This is a genomic window from Acinetobacter sp. P37 (assembly GCF_057480965.1).
The window spans coordinates 19,181-34,690 of the sequence record NZ_JBLIYY010000011.1; the positions used below are offsets into that span (position 1 = coordinate 19,181).

The window sequence follows — 15,510 nt, forward strand, 5'->3', positions numbered from 1 at the left end:
TAAAAAAAAGCGACCTTTCGGCCGCTTTTCAAATGAATGTTGTATTCTTTTTTAAATGCTTTGGAGGCTTATTCTGATTTATCGCCCAAGCTAAAGAACCAATTCAAAATCAGCGCTGCAAATGTAGCAGTACCAATACCACCTAAGTTGAAGTTACCGAATTGAAGTGCAAAGTCACCTGTACCTAAAATAATCGTGACTGCTGCCACCATCAGGTTTTTGTTTTTTGAAAAATCAACTTTGTTTTCAATCCAAATTTTCGCACCTGCAATGGTAATTAGACCAAATACAACAATCGATGCACCTGTCAAAATGGCTTGCGGAATGGTATGAATAATCGCACCAAACTTTGGAGAAAGACCAAGGAAAATGGCAAAGACACCTGCAAAGACAAAGACGATGGTTGAGTAAACGCGAGTCACTGCCATCACACCAATGTTTTCACCATAAGTGGTCATACCTGGGCCGCCGACACCGCCTGAAAGCGTGGTTGCAACACCATCAGCAACAAAAGCTTTACCAATGTGCGGATCCAGATTTTCACCTGTCATCGCGCCGACAGCTTTAATGTGACCTAAGTTTTCGGCGACCAAAATCAAAGCAATCGGTGCAATGATTAGCATGGCATTGAAATCAAAAACAGGCGAATGGAATTGAGGAACACCAAACCAAGCGGCTTCTTGTACTGGAACGAAGTTGATTGGTGTGCCATGACCCATGACATTGGAAATGATGTAATACACTAAGTAAGCGAGTAGAAGGCCAACTAAGAGTAATAGACGTTGTAATAAACCTTTGGTGAACACAGCAATTGAACCCATACATAGTACGGTGACTAATGCCATCCACATATTAAAGTTATTACCGGCAACCCCTTTAATGGTCACTGGGGCAAGGTTGAGACCAATGATCATCACCACTGCACCTGTAACGACAGGCGGCATGAGTTTTTCAATCCAACGGGTACCCGTTGCCATCACGATAAAACCAAAAATGGCATATAAGATACCGCAGGCCATGATCCCGCCTGCTGCCATCGCGATATTGGCATTTGGCGCGCCAGTACCTGATGCTGCATAACCGGTTGCCGCGATCACCACACCAATAAAGGCAAAACTAGAGCCTAAATAACTTGGTACACGACCACCTGTCATAAAGAAGAACAGGATGGTACAGATCCCCGACATTAAAATCGCAAGGTTGGCATCAAAGCCCATCAAAAATGGCGCAAGGACAGTTGCACCAAACATTGCAAAGGCATGTTGTATCCCCAATACAACACTTTGCACCGGAGGTAGGTACTCATTTGTACCTACAGGACGTGCATCAATATTGCCTTCGTACGGGCGCCATTTGGGAAACCAATTGGACATAAAATGAGCACTCAATAGATAAATTGTGCACATCATACTCTTGTTTTTTAGAAGATTTAATCTCTTTTAAAAATATTTTGTTCAAACTAATTACATGACTTTACATATAAATTTACCAAATGGTAAAAGTTTTAAGGGTGTAAAAAAGGCATTAAATCATGCAATTAATCAAATAGGCTTGGAGCCAATACTTCATAAATTTTTCTTATTTTATATATTCTAAAATAAATTAAAACCAATATGACTGGTCAAAAAAAAAGCACACAGTTCTGTGTGCTTTTTGAAAACTTGGAAGATTTAGCCAGTGTTACGCAAACCTGCCGCAATACCCGCGATGCTAACCATCAACGCATGGTCGACTGGGGTATTTTCAGCCTGACGCTCGGCAAGGTAAGCGCGGCGGCGTTTCATTAGCTCGGCTTGCAGTAAATGTAGTGGCAATAAATAAGGTTTACGCACCTTCATGGATTGGTCAAGCACATCGTTACTGCTGAGTAATTTTGATTCACCTTTGAGTGCTAATAGCGTTTGTACCGCATCACGTAAGCGCTGACGCAACTCTTCGCCCAATTGTTTGAGGTCTGCGTCATCAGTCAGATGAGACTCATAATATAGTGCCACATGGCCATCAGCTTTGGACAAGACCATTTCCAACATATCAATCAGGGTTTGGAAATACGGCCATTGCTCCAACATTTCTTCGAGTGTCTGCTTTTGACCTTGATCAATCACTTGATTAATCGCAGCACCTGTACCGAGCCAAGCAGGTAGCATCAAACGGATTTGCGTCCATGCGAACACCCAAGGAATCGCACGTAATGACTCAATTCCACCGCTAACTTTACGTTTGGCTGGGCGTGAGCCGAGCGGTAACATTTGCAGTTCAAGTTCTGGTGTCACAGTCCGTAGATATTTTACAAAATGCGGATTTTCACGCACGGTTTGACGATACACCTGTACCGACAGATCCGTCATGCTGTGCATGAGCTGACGCCATTCCTGTTTCGGTTCAGGCGGTGGCAATAAGGTCGCTTCTAAGGTCGCAGCGGTGTAAATTTCTAAGTTTTGTAAGGCAATGCCTTCTAATCCAAACTTGAAGCGAATCATTTCCCCTTGTTCAGTGACACGGATCGCTCCTGAAATCGAGCCTGGTGGCTGTGAAAATAGGGCTTGCTGTGTCGGTGCGCCACCACGGCTGATTGAACCGCCACGGCCATGGAATAATGTCAGTTGTACATCATGTTTTTTCGCAACTGCGGTTAATTCTTCCTGTGCACGATACTGCGCCCAGTTTGCCGACATAAAGCCCGCATCTTTGGCAGAGTCTGAATAGCCAATCATCACCTCATGTTTACCCTGAATATGCTGCTTATACCAATGCATATTGAATAGGGTATTCATGGTACGGGCTGCACCATCCAAATCTTTTAAGGTTTCAAACAGTGGAACGACGCGTAGCGCTTGTTTGATACCCGCTTCTTTTTGCAGTAACAATACGGCCAAGACATCACTCGGATGTTCTGCCATGGAAATAATATAAGCCCCTAAACTTTCAGGTGGCTGTTCAGCCAAAGTGCGCATGGTCGCAAAAACTTCTTGTACATCTGGATGTTCAATCAGGCTTTGTTTCGGTTCATTTAAAAACTTCGGTAACAGTGGGCGTTTGCTTTGCAGTTCCTGAATCAAGAAGTTTTGACGGGCTTGCTCCGTCCATGTTTCAAAATTGCCTAAACCTAAATATTCAGTAATGGCAGAAATGGCTTGGCGATGACGAGTCGACTCCTGACGAATATCGAGTTTGAGTAATTCGATACCGAAGCAATTCACTCGATGAATAAAGTCGAGTAACTGACCATTGGCAATTTCAGGTAAACCGCTGTCAATCAGTGAACGGTAGCAAACCAATAGTGGATCGAGCAGCTCATGGCGGCTTTTAATGACTTGGCTATCGTCAGCATCTTCACCACGGAGTTTCAGTGCCAACCAGTGACGAGTGGCTTTGAGGCGTTCACGCGCATCACGGAGATATTCGCGATACGGCTCAGGGTGAAAATGGCCTAAGGCATCACTAAGTTCTTTACTGCACTCCTGAATCGAAAGTTCCCAACGCAGGTCTTCGATATCGCGTAAATACAAGTCGGCAGCTTTCCAACGTGAAAGCCACAGCACCTCTTGAGTAATATTATGGGTGACGTTTGGGTTACCATCACGGTCACCGCCCATCCATGACGCAAAGCGCACAGGGGCAACATTTAAAGGCAAGGTCTTGCCACAATGATCTTGGACCATGCCATCCAATTCACGCATGAATTTGGGTACAGCATTCCACAAGGTCTGTTCAATGGTCGTGAAGCCCCATTTAGCTTCGTCGACAGGCGTCGGGCGATGTTGACGAATTTCATCCGTTTGCCATGCCGAGCAAATCAGTTGTTTTAAATCATCCAGTACGGCTTTGCGTTCGCGTGGCGTAAGTTTTTGCTGATCCATTTTAAATAGGCAGTCATTGATGCCATCATATTTTTGGATCAAGGTTCGACGGCTGACTTCGGTTGGATGTGCAGTCAGGACCAGTTCAATTTTTAATTCACAAATTTGTTGGAAAAGTTGGTCCGAACTGATGTTATTGCTTTTAAATTTTTCAAATAAATGATCGAGTGGATTCGGTGAAGGTGCTTGCTCATCAAACTCACTTTGGCGACGGCTGCGCACCACATTGTACTGTTCGGCAATATTGGCAAAGTTGAGAAAGTGCGTAAATGCACGGGTCAGTGGCAGAATTTCTTCATCTTTTAAATTTAAAAATAATTGTTCTAACTGTTTTTCAGCTTCAACTTGTCCATCGCGCGCGCCTTTAGACAAAGCACGAATTTGCTCTACCTGATTAAACAAATCTTGTCCTGCATGCTGCTTTAGGGTTTCACCCAATAAATTGCCCAGTAAGCGCACGTCTTCACGTAATGGAGCATCAATTTGTTGAATCATTTGTTATTTCTCCGCGTATTCCTGTCTCGACTATACCCCGAAAGTGCCGTGGCAAAAGGGGGTACAGACAAAAGTCGGATGACTTTTCTAGGTAAATGAGCAATAGCTATGCCATTTGTTTCAGTTTAGCGTTGAAATATTTCAGAAAATGCTCAGCTCTGCGTGCCGAGTTGATATTTCAGCATAAAGATGTCGATGGCAGAGTGAATAATGGCCTGTCGCTCTGCTGCTTCAGGTACTGGGCGCATGCCCAATAAGACTTCTTGATGGCGTAGTCCCATCAGTAGCGACACAATCAGTTCAGTTTGTCGGGCAGGATTATCCTGCTGAATGAAATTTAAAGCCGCTGCGTCTTGAAAAAATTTTTCCCAGACTTGGCGCATTTTTAAATGTGAGGCACGGAAAAACTGTTCGACCAAAGGACTGTGTTCGGCAGCTAATTCCAAAAGTAATAAATCCAGTTTAATGGCTTCTGGCAAATTCATGATGTTCAGCCCCAACTCACAAATTTCAACGAAAGCCTGCATAAAATGACTTTCGCTGTGCAGATGTCGCGGGCGGGTATTCAAAATATATTCACAGGTGTCTTCAATCGCACTGGTAAATAAGGTGGCTTTGTCCTGAAAATGATTATAGACCGTCAGTTTGGTGACCCCTGCATGTTGGGCAATCTGATTCATGCTGCAACCGTGATAGCCCATTTCTAAAAATAATTGTTTTGCAGACTCTAAAATCCGTTGTCGTTTTTCTAAGTCTTTCGGGCGGCCGACATTCATTTGCTGAAAAAATTCCAAAAAAGGCGAAAAGGTCATTGATTTCGGATAATTAATCTAATTAATGTACCGCATGGTTTATTAATTAAAAAATAACCAAATTAATTGAATAATATTCTGCCCTAAAAAAGACTTTTTATTAAGAGCGAACTTCATGAGTACGATTAAGACCACAGTTGTCAGCATGATTATCGTTTGCAGTGTGACCTTATGGGGATGCAGCAAGGATAAAGCCCAAACGGAACAGGAAGTGCCATTTGTGATGGTGACTCAGCCGGGCGCCACACATTTTGAACAAAAAAGTTATGCGGGTGATGTACAAGCCCGCCAGCAAACAGCTTTAGCTTTTCGGGTTGGCGGCCAAATCACTGAGCGCTATGTCGATGTTGGAGACCAAGTCCGAGTCGGGCAAGTCTTGGCAAAATTAGACGTCAAAGATGCACAGTTGCAACTGAATGCAGCACAAGCGCAGCTTGAAAGTGCGCGTTCCGCTGCACAAATTGCTGAAGACGAACTAAAACGCTTTAAGCAATTATTGCCAGTCAATGCTGTGAGTCGTTCGCAGTACGATGCGGTAGAAAACCAATATAAAGCAGCACAGTCGAACTTAAAGCAAGCTCAATCAAATTATGATGTGAGTCGTAATCAGACCGGTTATAACCAATTAATTGCCAATAAAACTGGGGTCATTACTGAGCGCAATATTGAGATTGGTCAAGTGATTGCAGCAGGACAACCGGCATTTCAATTGGCGATTGCAGGTGAACGTGAAGTGGTCATTGGTGTGCCTGAACAAGCGGTTACTGAAATTAAAACAGGGCAGGATGCATGGGTCACCTTGTGGTCTAAACCACAGGAAAAATTTGCAGGCTATGTACGTGAAATTAGTCCTGCTGCCGATCAGTCTCGTACATATAGTGTCAAAGTGGCATTGCGTGAAGGCAATAGTGCCATTCAACTGGGGCAAAGTGCACGGGTATTCTTAACCAAAGCACAGCAGAATGTTTTGCATGTGCCGTTATCGAGTGTGTCTGCAAGTGGTCAGCAGGCATATGTGATGGTGGTCAATGCAGATAATACGGTACGTAAAGTTCCAGTGAGTTTAGGTGAATACGGACGTGACAGCGTGCCCGTACTTAGTGGTCTGCAAGCAGGGGATTTTGTGGTGGTTGGCGGCGTGCATTTGCTCCGCGAAAAACAAAAAATACAACCTGTTGATCGTGAAAATCGTGCGGTACACATTCAGACAGGAGTTAAATAATGAATTTTAACTTGTCTGAGTGGGCACTGAAAAATAAAGGCTTAATCCTTTATTTTATGATTCTGCTGGGCATCGTTGGGATATTTTCCTATTCCAAATTGTCGCAGAGTGAAGACCCGCCATTTACCTTTAAAGTCATGGTGATTCAAACCTATTGGCCTGGTGCAACAGCCAAAGAAGTTTCGCTACAGGTCACCGATCGGATTGAAAAAGAACTGATGACCACGGGGCAGTATGAACGCATCATGGCGTATTCACGTCCGGGTGAATCCATGGTGACCTTTGTGGCCAAGGACAGTTTACGTTCGCAGCAAGTCCCTGATGTTTGGTACACCGTGCGTAAAAAGGTCAATGATATTCGCCATCAATTACCATCTGGGGTGCAAGGTCCTTTCTTTAATGATGAGTTTGGTGACACCTTTGGCAATATCTATGTGCTCACCGGCAAAGACTTTGACTATGCCACCATGAAGGAATATGCCGACCGTTTACAGCTCCAGTTACAACGGGTCAAAGACGTTGCGAAAGTGGATTTGATTGGTCTACAAGATCAAAAAGTTTGGATTGAAATTTCCAACACCAAAGCCACGCAAATGGGCATACCCGTGACGGCGATTCAACAAGCCTTGCAGCAGCAAAACACAGTTGCCAGTGCCGGATTTTTTGAAACCAATTCAGACCGGATTCAAGTGCGTGTCAGCGGCAATTTACAAAACATTGATGAACTGCGTCAGATGCCCTTATTGGTGAATGGTCGAACGATTCAATTGGGTGATGTAGCAGATGTACATCGCGGCTTTAGTGATCCACCACAGCCGCGTATGCGTTTTATGGGCGAAAATGGTTTAGGCATTGCCGTGTCGATGCGTAAAGGTGGCGACATTCTGGCTTTGGGTAAAAACCTAGAAACAGAATTTGCCCGCCTGCAAAAAACCTTGCCCTTGGGTATGGAACTAAAAAAAGTGTCGGATCAGCCTGTAGCCGTGAAGCGCAGCGTCAATGAGTTTATGAAAGTCCTCGCTGAGGCGGTGATTATCGTACTGTTAGTGAGTTTCTTCTCTTTGGGTTTCCGTACAGGTCTTGTCGTTGCATTTTCCATTCCATTGGTCTTGGCCATGACCTTTGCCGGCATGCAGATGTTTGATGTCGGGTTGCACAAAATTTCTTTGGGGGCGTTAATTCTCGCACTCGGTTTATTGGTGGATGATGCGATTATTGCCGTCGAAATGATGGCGATCAAAATGGAGCAGGGCTATAGCCGGTTACAAGCCGCCGGACATGCATGGCGGACGACTGCATTTCCAATGCTAACAGGCACGCTAATTACGGCTGCAGGCTTTTTGCCGATTGCCACAGCCGCATCGAGTACTGGGGAATACACTCGCTCAATTTTCCAAGTGGTCACTATTGCATTGGTGGTGTCATGGTTTGCAGCAGTACTGTTTGTTCCCTATCTGGGGGATAAATTACTACCCGACTTCAACAAAGATTTAGTACAAAAAGCCCCGTGGTATCAGCGCCTGTGGGCACGTTTACGTAAGCAGCCCGAACCTCAGCCGATGGTGCATCATGCCGGCGAACATCATGATCCTTATCAGTCTCCGTTTTATCAACGTTTCCGTGGTTGGGTCGACACTTGTGTGACCTATCGCAAGACGGTGATTGCAGCGACGGTTGGCATCTTTGTGTTATCGATTTTAATGTTTAAAACTGTACCACAGCAGTTCTTCCCACCGTCAAACCGTGCTGAAATTTTAGTGGATTTAAAGCTCGAGGAAGGCGCATCTCTGAAAGCCACAGAAGCGGCCGTAAAAAAAGTCGAAGCGTTCTTGTCGAAAAAACAAGGCATTGATAATTTTGTGGCTTATGTGGGGACCGGTTCACCGCGGTTTTATTTACCTCTAGATCAGCAGTTACCCCAAGCCAGTTTTGCTCAGTTTGTGGTATTGGCTTCATCTTTAGATGATCGCAATGAAATTCGTCAATCATTAGCAGAAGAAATCCGTAAGCTCTTACCTGAAGTACGTACTCGCGTTTCACTTTTAGAAAATGGGCCACCTGTGGGTTATCCATTGCAGTTCCGCGTGTCGGGTGAAGATCTAAGCTTAGTGCGTGAGTGGGCACAACGTGTGTCTGCAAAAGTCAGTGAAAACCCGAACACCACCAATGTGCATTTGGATTGGGGTGAGCCAAGCAAAGTTATTAAACTGGACATCGACCAAGATCGCGCACGTCAAATGGGAGTTTCTAGCTTAGATCTGTCCAATTTCCTGAATAGTTCAATCAGTGGTGCGGTGATTAATCAGTATCGTGAGAAACGAGAGCTGATTGAAATTCGGATGCGTGGTGATCAAGCCGAGCGATTGGATGTCGGTTCTCTCAGCAGTTTGGCTGTACCGACCAGCAATGGTGGTTCAGTGCCATTGGCGCAGATTGCGAAAATTGAGTATAGCTTTGAAGAAGGGCTGATTTGGCATCGTAACCGTTTACCGACCATTACAGTGCGCGCGGATATTCGCAGTAAATTGCAACCTGCAACGGTGGTGGGTGAGTTAAAAGATTCATTTGATCAGTTACGTGCAGAGATGCCGAATGGATATTTACTTGAAGTAGGTGGTACTGTGGAAGAGTCAGCACGTGGTCAAACTTCTGTAAATGCGGGCATGCCATTATTCCTCGCAGTTGTCATGACCTTATTGATGATTCAATTACGCAGCATGTCACGGGCGATGATCGTATTTTTGACTGCACCTTTGGGCATTATTGGCGTGGTGTTATTTCTGTTATTGTTCAATAAACCCTTTGGTTTTGTGGCAATGCTCGGCACGATTGCACTGTCAGGAATGATTATGCGCAATTCACTGATTTTGATTGATCAGATTGAACAAGATATTCAGTCTGGGGAGTCGGCTTGGGATGCGATTATCAATGCAACGGTACGTCGTTGCCGTCCCATTGTGCTGACTGCATTGGCTGCTGTATTGGCGATGATTCCACTTTCTCGCAGTATTTTCTTCGGTCCAATGGCCGTGGCGATTATGGGTGGATTGATCGTGGCGACCCTGCTGACCTTGTTCTTTTTACCTGCGCTATATGCACAGTGGTTTAAAGTGAAAAAAACTCAGCAGAATCCTTAAAAGTGTCATAATATTGGGTGCGAAATATTGAATTTTTCTCTATAGTAGCACCTGATCTACAAAGACATTTTTAAAAAGTAAAACAACCACAAGTGCAGCACGGCATATTGTGGTGTACGGGGTTGAATCACAGATGACAGCAGAGAGTTTAGCTAAGTATCGCCGTTATGTTGCGATTTCTTATGTCTTCATGTTTTTCGCTTTATTTACCCTGATTAGTGGTGTATTTGCCTACGGCTTTGCACGCAAAGTCACTCAAATCGATTCTGCAGAAGTTTGGCTACAAGCCCAAGCGCTTTGGGTCATGCGCACCGTCGTGATTTATTCCATGATGGCCATTTTTGCCGTACTGTGGTTTATTCCTTTATTTTTCTATTATTGGGACACCTATCTTTGGGTGACTGCATGCACGGTAATTGGTGTGGTCTTTGCTGCGATTGCCTTTTTGTATTTATTAAATGCATGGATCCAAGGTCTATCCAAATTCGTTAAAAATAAGGCTGTTTTCTAAGTCGATTTATTTTTTTTCCTGCCTACCCCTTGAAAAAATGGTTTGATTCCCCAATTTCAGACCACAGTTAAGTATTAAATTAAATTCCGTGAGGAGCATCGCCAGACATGGCTAAACGTGATTATTATGAGGTTTTAGGTGTATCTAAAACCGCAAGTGATGATGAAATTAAAAAAGCCTACCGTAAGTTGGCGATGAAGTATCACCCTGACCGTAATCCAGATAACCCAGAAGCTGAAGAAAAATTCAAAGAAGCTGCAGAAGCATATGAAGTTTTATCGGACAGCGAAAAACGTAGTATGTATGACCGTATGGGACATCAAGCTTTTGAAGGCGGCATGGGCGGCGGCGGTGGCTTCGGTGGCGGTTTTAGCGCAGAAGATATCTTTAGTCAGTTTGGCGACATTTTCGGTGGCGCATTTGGCGGTGGTGGCCGTGGTGGTCAGCAACGTGCACGCCGTGGTTCAGACTTACGCTATGTTATGGAGCTTACCCTTGAGGAAGCTGTAAAAGGCGTGAAAAAAACCATTACCTTTACTGCGCCAGCGCCATGTGATGCCTGTAATGGTAAAGGATCTAAAAATCCAAATGATGTTGAAACCTGTAAAACCTGTCATGGTGCAGGTCAAGTGCGTATGCAACAGGGCTTCTTCTCTGTGCAGCAAACCTGTAGCACCTGTCGTGGTCAAGGTAAAATTATTAAGAACCCATGTAATAAATGTCATGGTTCAGGGGTTTCTGACCGTCAGCAAACTTTAGAAGTGACCATTCCTGCAGGTGTGGATAATGGCGACCGCGTACGTTTAAGTGGCAAAGGCGAGGCGATCCGTGATGGCCAAGCAGGCGACTTATATGTAGAAGTGGTGGTACGTGAACACGAAATCTTCCAACGTGATGGCGCTGACCTATATATGGATGTGCCTGTAAGCATTGCAGATGCTGCATTGGGTAAAGAAATTCAAATTCCGACACTCGATGGTCGTGTGAGCTTGAAAGTACCTGAAGGGACTCAAACCGGTAAATTATTCCGCTTACGTGGTAAAGGTGTGAAACCTGTACGTACCAGCATGACCGGTGACTTACTCTGCCGTATTGTGGTGGAAACGCCTGTGAACTTAACGGCTCGTCAACGTGAATTGTTGAAAGAGTTACAAGACACGATGGATGGCGATGACAATAAATCATCTCCGAAGAAAAAATCATTCTTCGACCGTTTGTTTGATTAATTGAAATGATTTGCTTGAGTTCGCTGTGATGTGAACTCAGGTATAAAAAAGCCTGCATAATTGCAGGCTTTTTTATCGAGCATTTTAAGGTTTCGGAGGAGTTATCGGCGTTAATAAACTCTCATAGCTCATGTCGAGCCGATAAATATTTTTAAGACGCTGTAGCTGATGACGTGCTTCAGCCTCACGACCATTAAATGCCAATAAACGTGCATATTTAATGATGTGATATTTCGCTGGGTAGCTGCGAACCAATTTTTCAGTCTCCTGAATGGTTTGTTCAGAAACGATGGAATACGGATTTAAACGAATAATCGCCACCCGATGTCTAAATTCCGTCAGCAAATAGATCGGCTCATGGTTGGTGATTTTCTCCGGCATTTTTTCATATTTTGATGCCTGACCCAGCTGAATTGCTGCATTGGCATAATCACGATAAATCACCGTAATCAGCACTGCGCCAATCACGAAAACAATGCGGATAAACCACGGAGACAGACTCAATGTAGCCGCCTGTGGCTTCGCTGCTTGAAGAATCCCGATAATAAAACCCGCAGGCAGTAAGAAATATGCGTAGTTTTGCGGAAACTCCAACATGGCATGAATAACGAAGACACCGACCATCAATAGGCCAATGACAGATAATGCAGACTTAGCTAACTTTTGTAATTGGATACCCCAATAGGCGAAATAGGCCAAGAACGGCACACCAATAATGGTGCCATTCCACAATAAGAAATCCAAAATAAAATTGTGTGAGCTACGAATCCATACAGGCCCTTGTACCGTGTCAGAGATCGAGACAAAAGCGCTACTGGTTTGATGCCAACCATAGCCAAACCAAGGCTGTGCAGCTACGGCATGCGCCATTTGTTGCCAAATGGCTAAACGAGACATATCTCCACCAGCACGTTCGGCTACGTCACGACTTTCTTGAATATTCATGTCGGATATTTGGCTCATGATTTGACTTAATTTTGGCATCAATACAATCAGTGCCACAAAGCCGATAAACCAGACCAAGCTGTAAAACCAGCGAAGACGGATATAATCTTTGTACTGTGCATAAGCCAAATAGACTAGGACACAGATACTTGCCACCCAAGAGGTGCGAGATTGGCTGAGCGCGACCCCAATTAAAATAGGAATTGCACAAGCGACCAAATAGCGCGTTTTAACTTTTTGCTGTTCATAAACATATAGGCAGGCTAACAAAGACATGAGCAGAAACGTGGCCATGTTATTTGGCTGAGCAAAGTTTGCAAATGGGCGCGTAGTTCCACTAATTTTCATCACAAAAGGAAGAAACGAGTCGAAATCTAACCACTGACATATTGCGATGAGCCCGGTCATGACCCCCGAAGCAACAAAGGTATAGCTCAGGTATAGGAAGGTTTTTTCGCGTTTTTCTGTACCTTGCGAGAGACTAAAACCTAGATTGATACACAGCCAGAAGCTGAACACAAACAGCATACAGAGTAAGGCAATACTAAAATAATACACCTGCCCAAAAGCCAGTTGGATGAAGGGAATCAGCGCTAAGAGCAACAGGGGCAAGGAAATTTTTTCCACCATGAGCTTTTCTTTAAAGAATGTTGCCGCTAAGGCAAACAGGGCAAAAAAGGTATAAAGCTCACCGGTATACGTGGCCCAAGGTCGGTAATGAATCGGAATCAGCCATGCCAGTGCAATACAGACTGCCGCACAAAGATACAATAGGGTTTTCATGAATATTCAAGATCAATAGAACGCGCCTATCATACCGTGAAAATGCCCAAACTTGGTGAGGGAATAGTCAGCGTCTGTCGAAGAGCTTGATTTGCAAAAGTCTTTCGGAAAATACAGGATTTTTTTGTTTGTAACTTAGCCTGCGCATGGAGTTTTGATATAGTAAGACTAATTTCGAATCAACATTAGGAAAATGTTATGTCAGCAGCTCCACGTATTGGTATCTTGGGTGCAGGCGGTCGTATGGGACGCATCTTAATTCAGGCGGTTCAGCAAGCTGGCTATCAATTGGCTGCTGCGGTAGAACGTCCTGAAAGTAGCTTGGTCGGTGCAGATGCCGGTGAACTTGCAGGGATTGGCGCGGTTGGCGTAAAGGTTGTTGGTAACCTTGCTGAAGTTTTAAAAGATTGTGATGTCGTGATCGACTTTACTGCACCTGCAGCAACGGCACAGCATCTTAAACTTTGCCGTGAAGCAGGTGTTGCGATTGTCATTGGTACCACAGGTATGAATGATGAGCAAAAAGCTTATCTCGATGAAACAGCAACAGAAACTCCAGTAGTCTATGCAGCGAACTATTCTGTCGGTGTAAACGTTTCAATCAAACTTCTTGAATTGGCATCAAAAGTATTTGGCGATACTGTAGATATTGAAGTGATTGAAGCCCATCATCGTCATAAAGTTGATGCACCATCAGGTACAGCGCTAATGTGGGGCGAAGCCATTGCCGGTGCTTTAGGACGTGACTTAAAACAAGATGCTGTGTATTGCCGTGAAGGTCATACGGGTCCACGTGAACGTCAAACCATTGGTTTCCAAACGATTCGTGGTGGTGACATTGTCGGTGAACATACTGCGATGTTTATTGCGGATGGCGAACGTGTTGAAATTACCCATAAAGCGACCAACCGTATGAACTTTGCCTCTGGTGCAGTACGTGCAGCTGCATGGGTAGTTGGTCGTGAAGCACGTAAGTACGATATGAAAGATGTACTGGGTTTTAACGATATTGACGTATAAAAGCGCGTTAAAATCCGTTATAACAACAGTATAAAATTAAAATAAGACGATCAATGGAATGAAAAAAGTCATCTTTATGGCCTGTGCTGTCGCATTCATTGCGGCAGTACAAGCGAAAACTATGGATAATGCCAAACTCACGATTAATAAAAATAATATTAAGGTTTGGACCTACCAAAATGCTCAAAATCCTGTCTTTCAATACAAAGCTGAAACCAGTTTTGATGTGCCCATCGAAAAAGCGGTTTCCCTGATTTTAGATGTGGAAAATGCAGTGAATTGGGTCCCTTATATGGGCAGTGTCAAAGTCTTATCCCGCGATGATCAGAAAGGTGAATTCAGTTTATATATGGTGTTGGATTTTCCTTTTCCCTTAAAAGACCGTGATTTGGTGGTACAAGGCAAAATGCGTAAAGATGCACAAGGCATCATTAGCATCCAAAATAAAGCGGTGAAAAAAGGTTATCCGATCAATCCCAATTATGTACGTCTAACCGACTATGAGGGCGATTGGACCTTCCAGCGTTTAGGCAATCAAAAAGTCAAAGTGTCGACCTATGGCTATGCCAATCCGGAAGGCTCCATTCCGCTCAGTTTCGTGAATATGTTTGTGCAGCAACAGCCTTATCAAATGCTACAAAAAATGAAAGTGCAGCTGGGTAAAAGCAAAACTGTTGTGACCTTTCCCGAAATTTTAAAATAAGCCTTAGTAACTGATGTTACGCGCGTAAAAGTAATTACGCATTTTAAAAATGATTTTTTTAAGTCTATTCGACGGAGTCTTGCATCTAGGGTTTGAATAAAGGGATTAGCCTTCGGCTGGATGTACTTTTGTTTCGGCAAAAGTACCCAAAACCATTGTCATCCGCAAAACTCGTTTACTAGCGTCAAATTACTCAAAGTATCGCAAAAACATTTTTGATTAGAAGTAGTCCTGCCTCGAACAGTTGCGGATGACGTTACCGCGTATCGTTCTTTTATTTGAAGAAAATTACTAACTGATGTTACATTGTAACATCAGTTAGTAATGATTCAGTTCAATATGAACGATCAATGACTTCGCTGCTCAGGCAGACGAAATGCAGTCAACTGCTGCATGTGCTGTGCCTCAGGGAGTTCGATGCTGAGTAAGGTCTGTTCTGGAAATTGATGCGGATGTAACTTGATTTGAAATTGCCGCGCGGTCATTTGTTCACAGGCAAAGCGAAGTTTGGCTTGCTGCGGCATCATATTCATACCGTTTTCAGATTTGGCTTTATAGATATATAGCTGCTGATGTAACCCGCCGCTGGTGATCGGTTGGATCTGCTCAAGTTCATATTGCGTCAGTTTTTGGGCACTCAAAAAACCTTGAATTAAAGATTTACAGATAAAATTTTGCTGGCTTTGAGCTTGAGTGTGCTGTTCGGGTTGGCACGCCATAAGCGTGAGTGTACTGATGATGATTAGACCCGCTCGAAGCTGTGTGAAGTCATGCATGTAATTGTTCCCCTATCGTT

At 44.0% G+C, this 15,510-nt stretch carries 11 protein-coding genes; 6 read left to right on the plus strand and 5 right to left on the minus strand.

Translation table 11 applies throughout. The features are described 5' to 3' along the window. Positions 1–68: 68 nt before the first annotated feature. From AC25JC_RS11150 to AC25JC_RS11160, 3 genes are all read right to left on the minus strand, one after another. Positions 69–1,373, minus strand: coding sequence for a solute carrier family 23 protein (locus AC25JC_RS11150; protein ID WP_180005350.1), 1,305 nt, complete (start codon positions 1,371–1,373; stop codon positions 69–71). Between the two features lie 297 nt (positions 1,374–1,670). Further along, positions 1,671–4,355, minus strand: coding sequence for a phosphoenolpyruvate carboxylase (gene ppc, locus AC25JC_RS11155; RefSeq protein WP_180184096.1), 2,685 nt, complete (start codon positions 4,353–4,355; stop codon positions 1,671–1,673). Between the two features lie 152 nt (positions 4,356–4,507). After that, positions 4,508–5,131 carry a TetR/AcrR family transcriptional regulator gene (locus tag AC25JC_RS11160; RefSeq protein ID WP_180128558.1) on the minus strand — a complete coding sequence of 208 codons (624 nt, stop codon included), beginning with the start codon at positions 5,129–5,131 and terminating at the stop codon, positions 4,508–4,510. 151 nt (positions 5,132–5,282) lie between these two features. Here AC25JC_RS11160 and AC25JC_RS11165 point away from each other — a divergent pair, with 151 nt between their 5' ends. From AC25JC_RS11165 to dnaJ, 4 genes are all read left to right on the plus strand, one after another. Then, on the plus strand, positions 5,283–6,389 hold the full coding sequence (locus tag AC25JC_RS11165; RefSeq protein WP_180163202.1) for an efflux RND transporter periplasmic adaptor subunit: 1,107 nt from the start codon (positions 5,283–5,285) through the stop codon (positions 6,387–6,389). Next, complete coding sequence (locus AC25JC_RS11170) at positions 6,389–9,526, plus strand: efflux RND transporter permease subunit (RefSeq protein ID WP_078194106.1); 3,138 nt, start codon at positions 6,389–6,391, stop codon at positions 9,524–9,526. The genes AC25JC_RS11165 and AC25JC_RS11170 overlap by 1 nt, the downstream gene beginning before the upstream one ends. 133 nt (positions 9,527–9,659) lie before the next feature. Beyond that, entirely contained in the window at positions 9,660–10,037 is a 378-nt protein-coding gene (locus AC25JC_RS11175) for a hypothetical protein (RefSeq protein ID WP_486924044.1), read from the plus strand. A gap of 107 nt (positions 10,038–10,144) precedes the next feature. Next, entirely contained in the window at positions 10,145–11,263 is a 1,119-nt protein-coding gene (gene dnaJ, locus AC25JC_RS11180; RefSeq protein ID WP_078194104.1) for a molecular chaperone DnaJ, read from the plus strand. Between the two features lie 84 nt (positions 11,264–11,347). On the opposite strand, the gene AC25JC_RS11185 is transcribed toward dnaJ, so the two are convergent. Further along, entirely contained in the window at positions 11,348–12,991 is a 1,644-nt protein-coding gene (locus AC25JC_RS11185) for a PglL family O-oligosaccharyltransferase (RefSeq protein ID WP_486924045.1), read from the minus strand. Between the two features lie 198 nt (positions 12,992–13,189). Between AC25JC_RS11185 and dapB the strand changes: the two genes are divergently transcribed. Next, the gene (dapB, locus tag AC25JC_RS11190; protein WP_078194102.1) at positions 13,190–14,011 is read left to right on the plus strand and encodes a 4-hydroxy-tetrahydrodipicolinate reductase; all 822 of its coding nucleotides are present in this window, start codon (positions 13,190–13,192) and stop codon (positions 14,009–14,011) included. Between the two features lie 58 nt (positions 14,012–14,069). Beyond that, positions 14,070–14,714 carry an START domain-containing protein gene (locus tag AC25JC_RS11195; protein WP_486924046.1) on the plus strand — a complete coding sequence of 215 codons (645 nt, stop codon included), beginning with the start codon at positions 14,070–14,072 and terminating at the stop codon, positions 14,712–14,714. 347 nt (positions 14,715–15,061) lie between these two features. Here AC25JC_RS11195 and AC25JC_RS11200 read toward each other — a convergent pair whose 3' ends face one another. Beyond that, positions 15,062–15,490 (minus strand): hypothetical protein, encoded by a 429-nt coding sequence (locus AC25JC_RS11200; RefSeq protein ID WP_486924047.1) that lies wholly within the window; start codon positions 15,488–15,490, stop codon positions 15,062–15,064. Positions 15,491–15,510 lie beyond the last annotated feature (20 nt).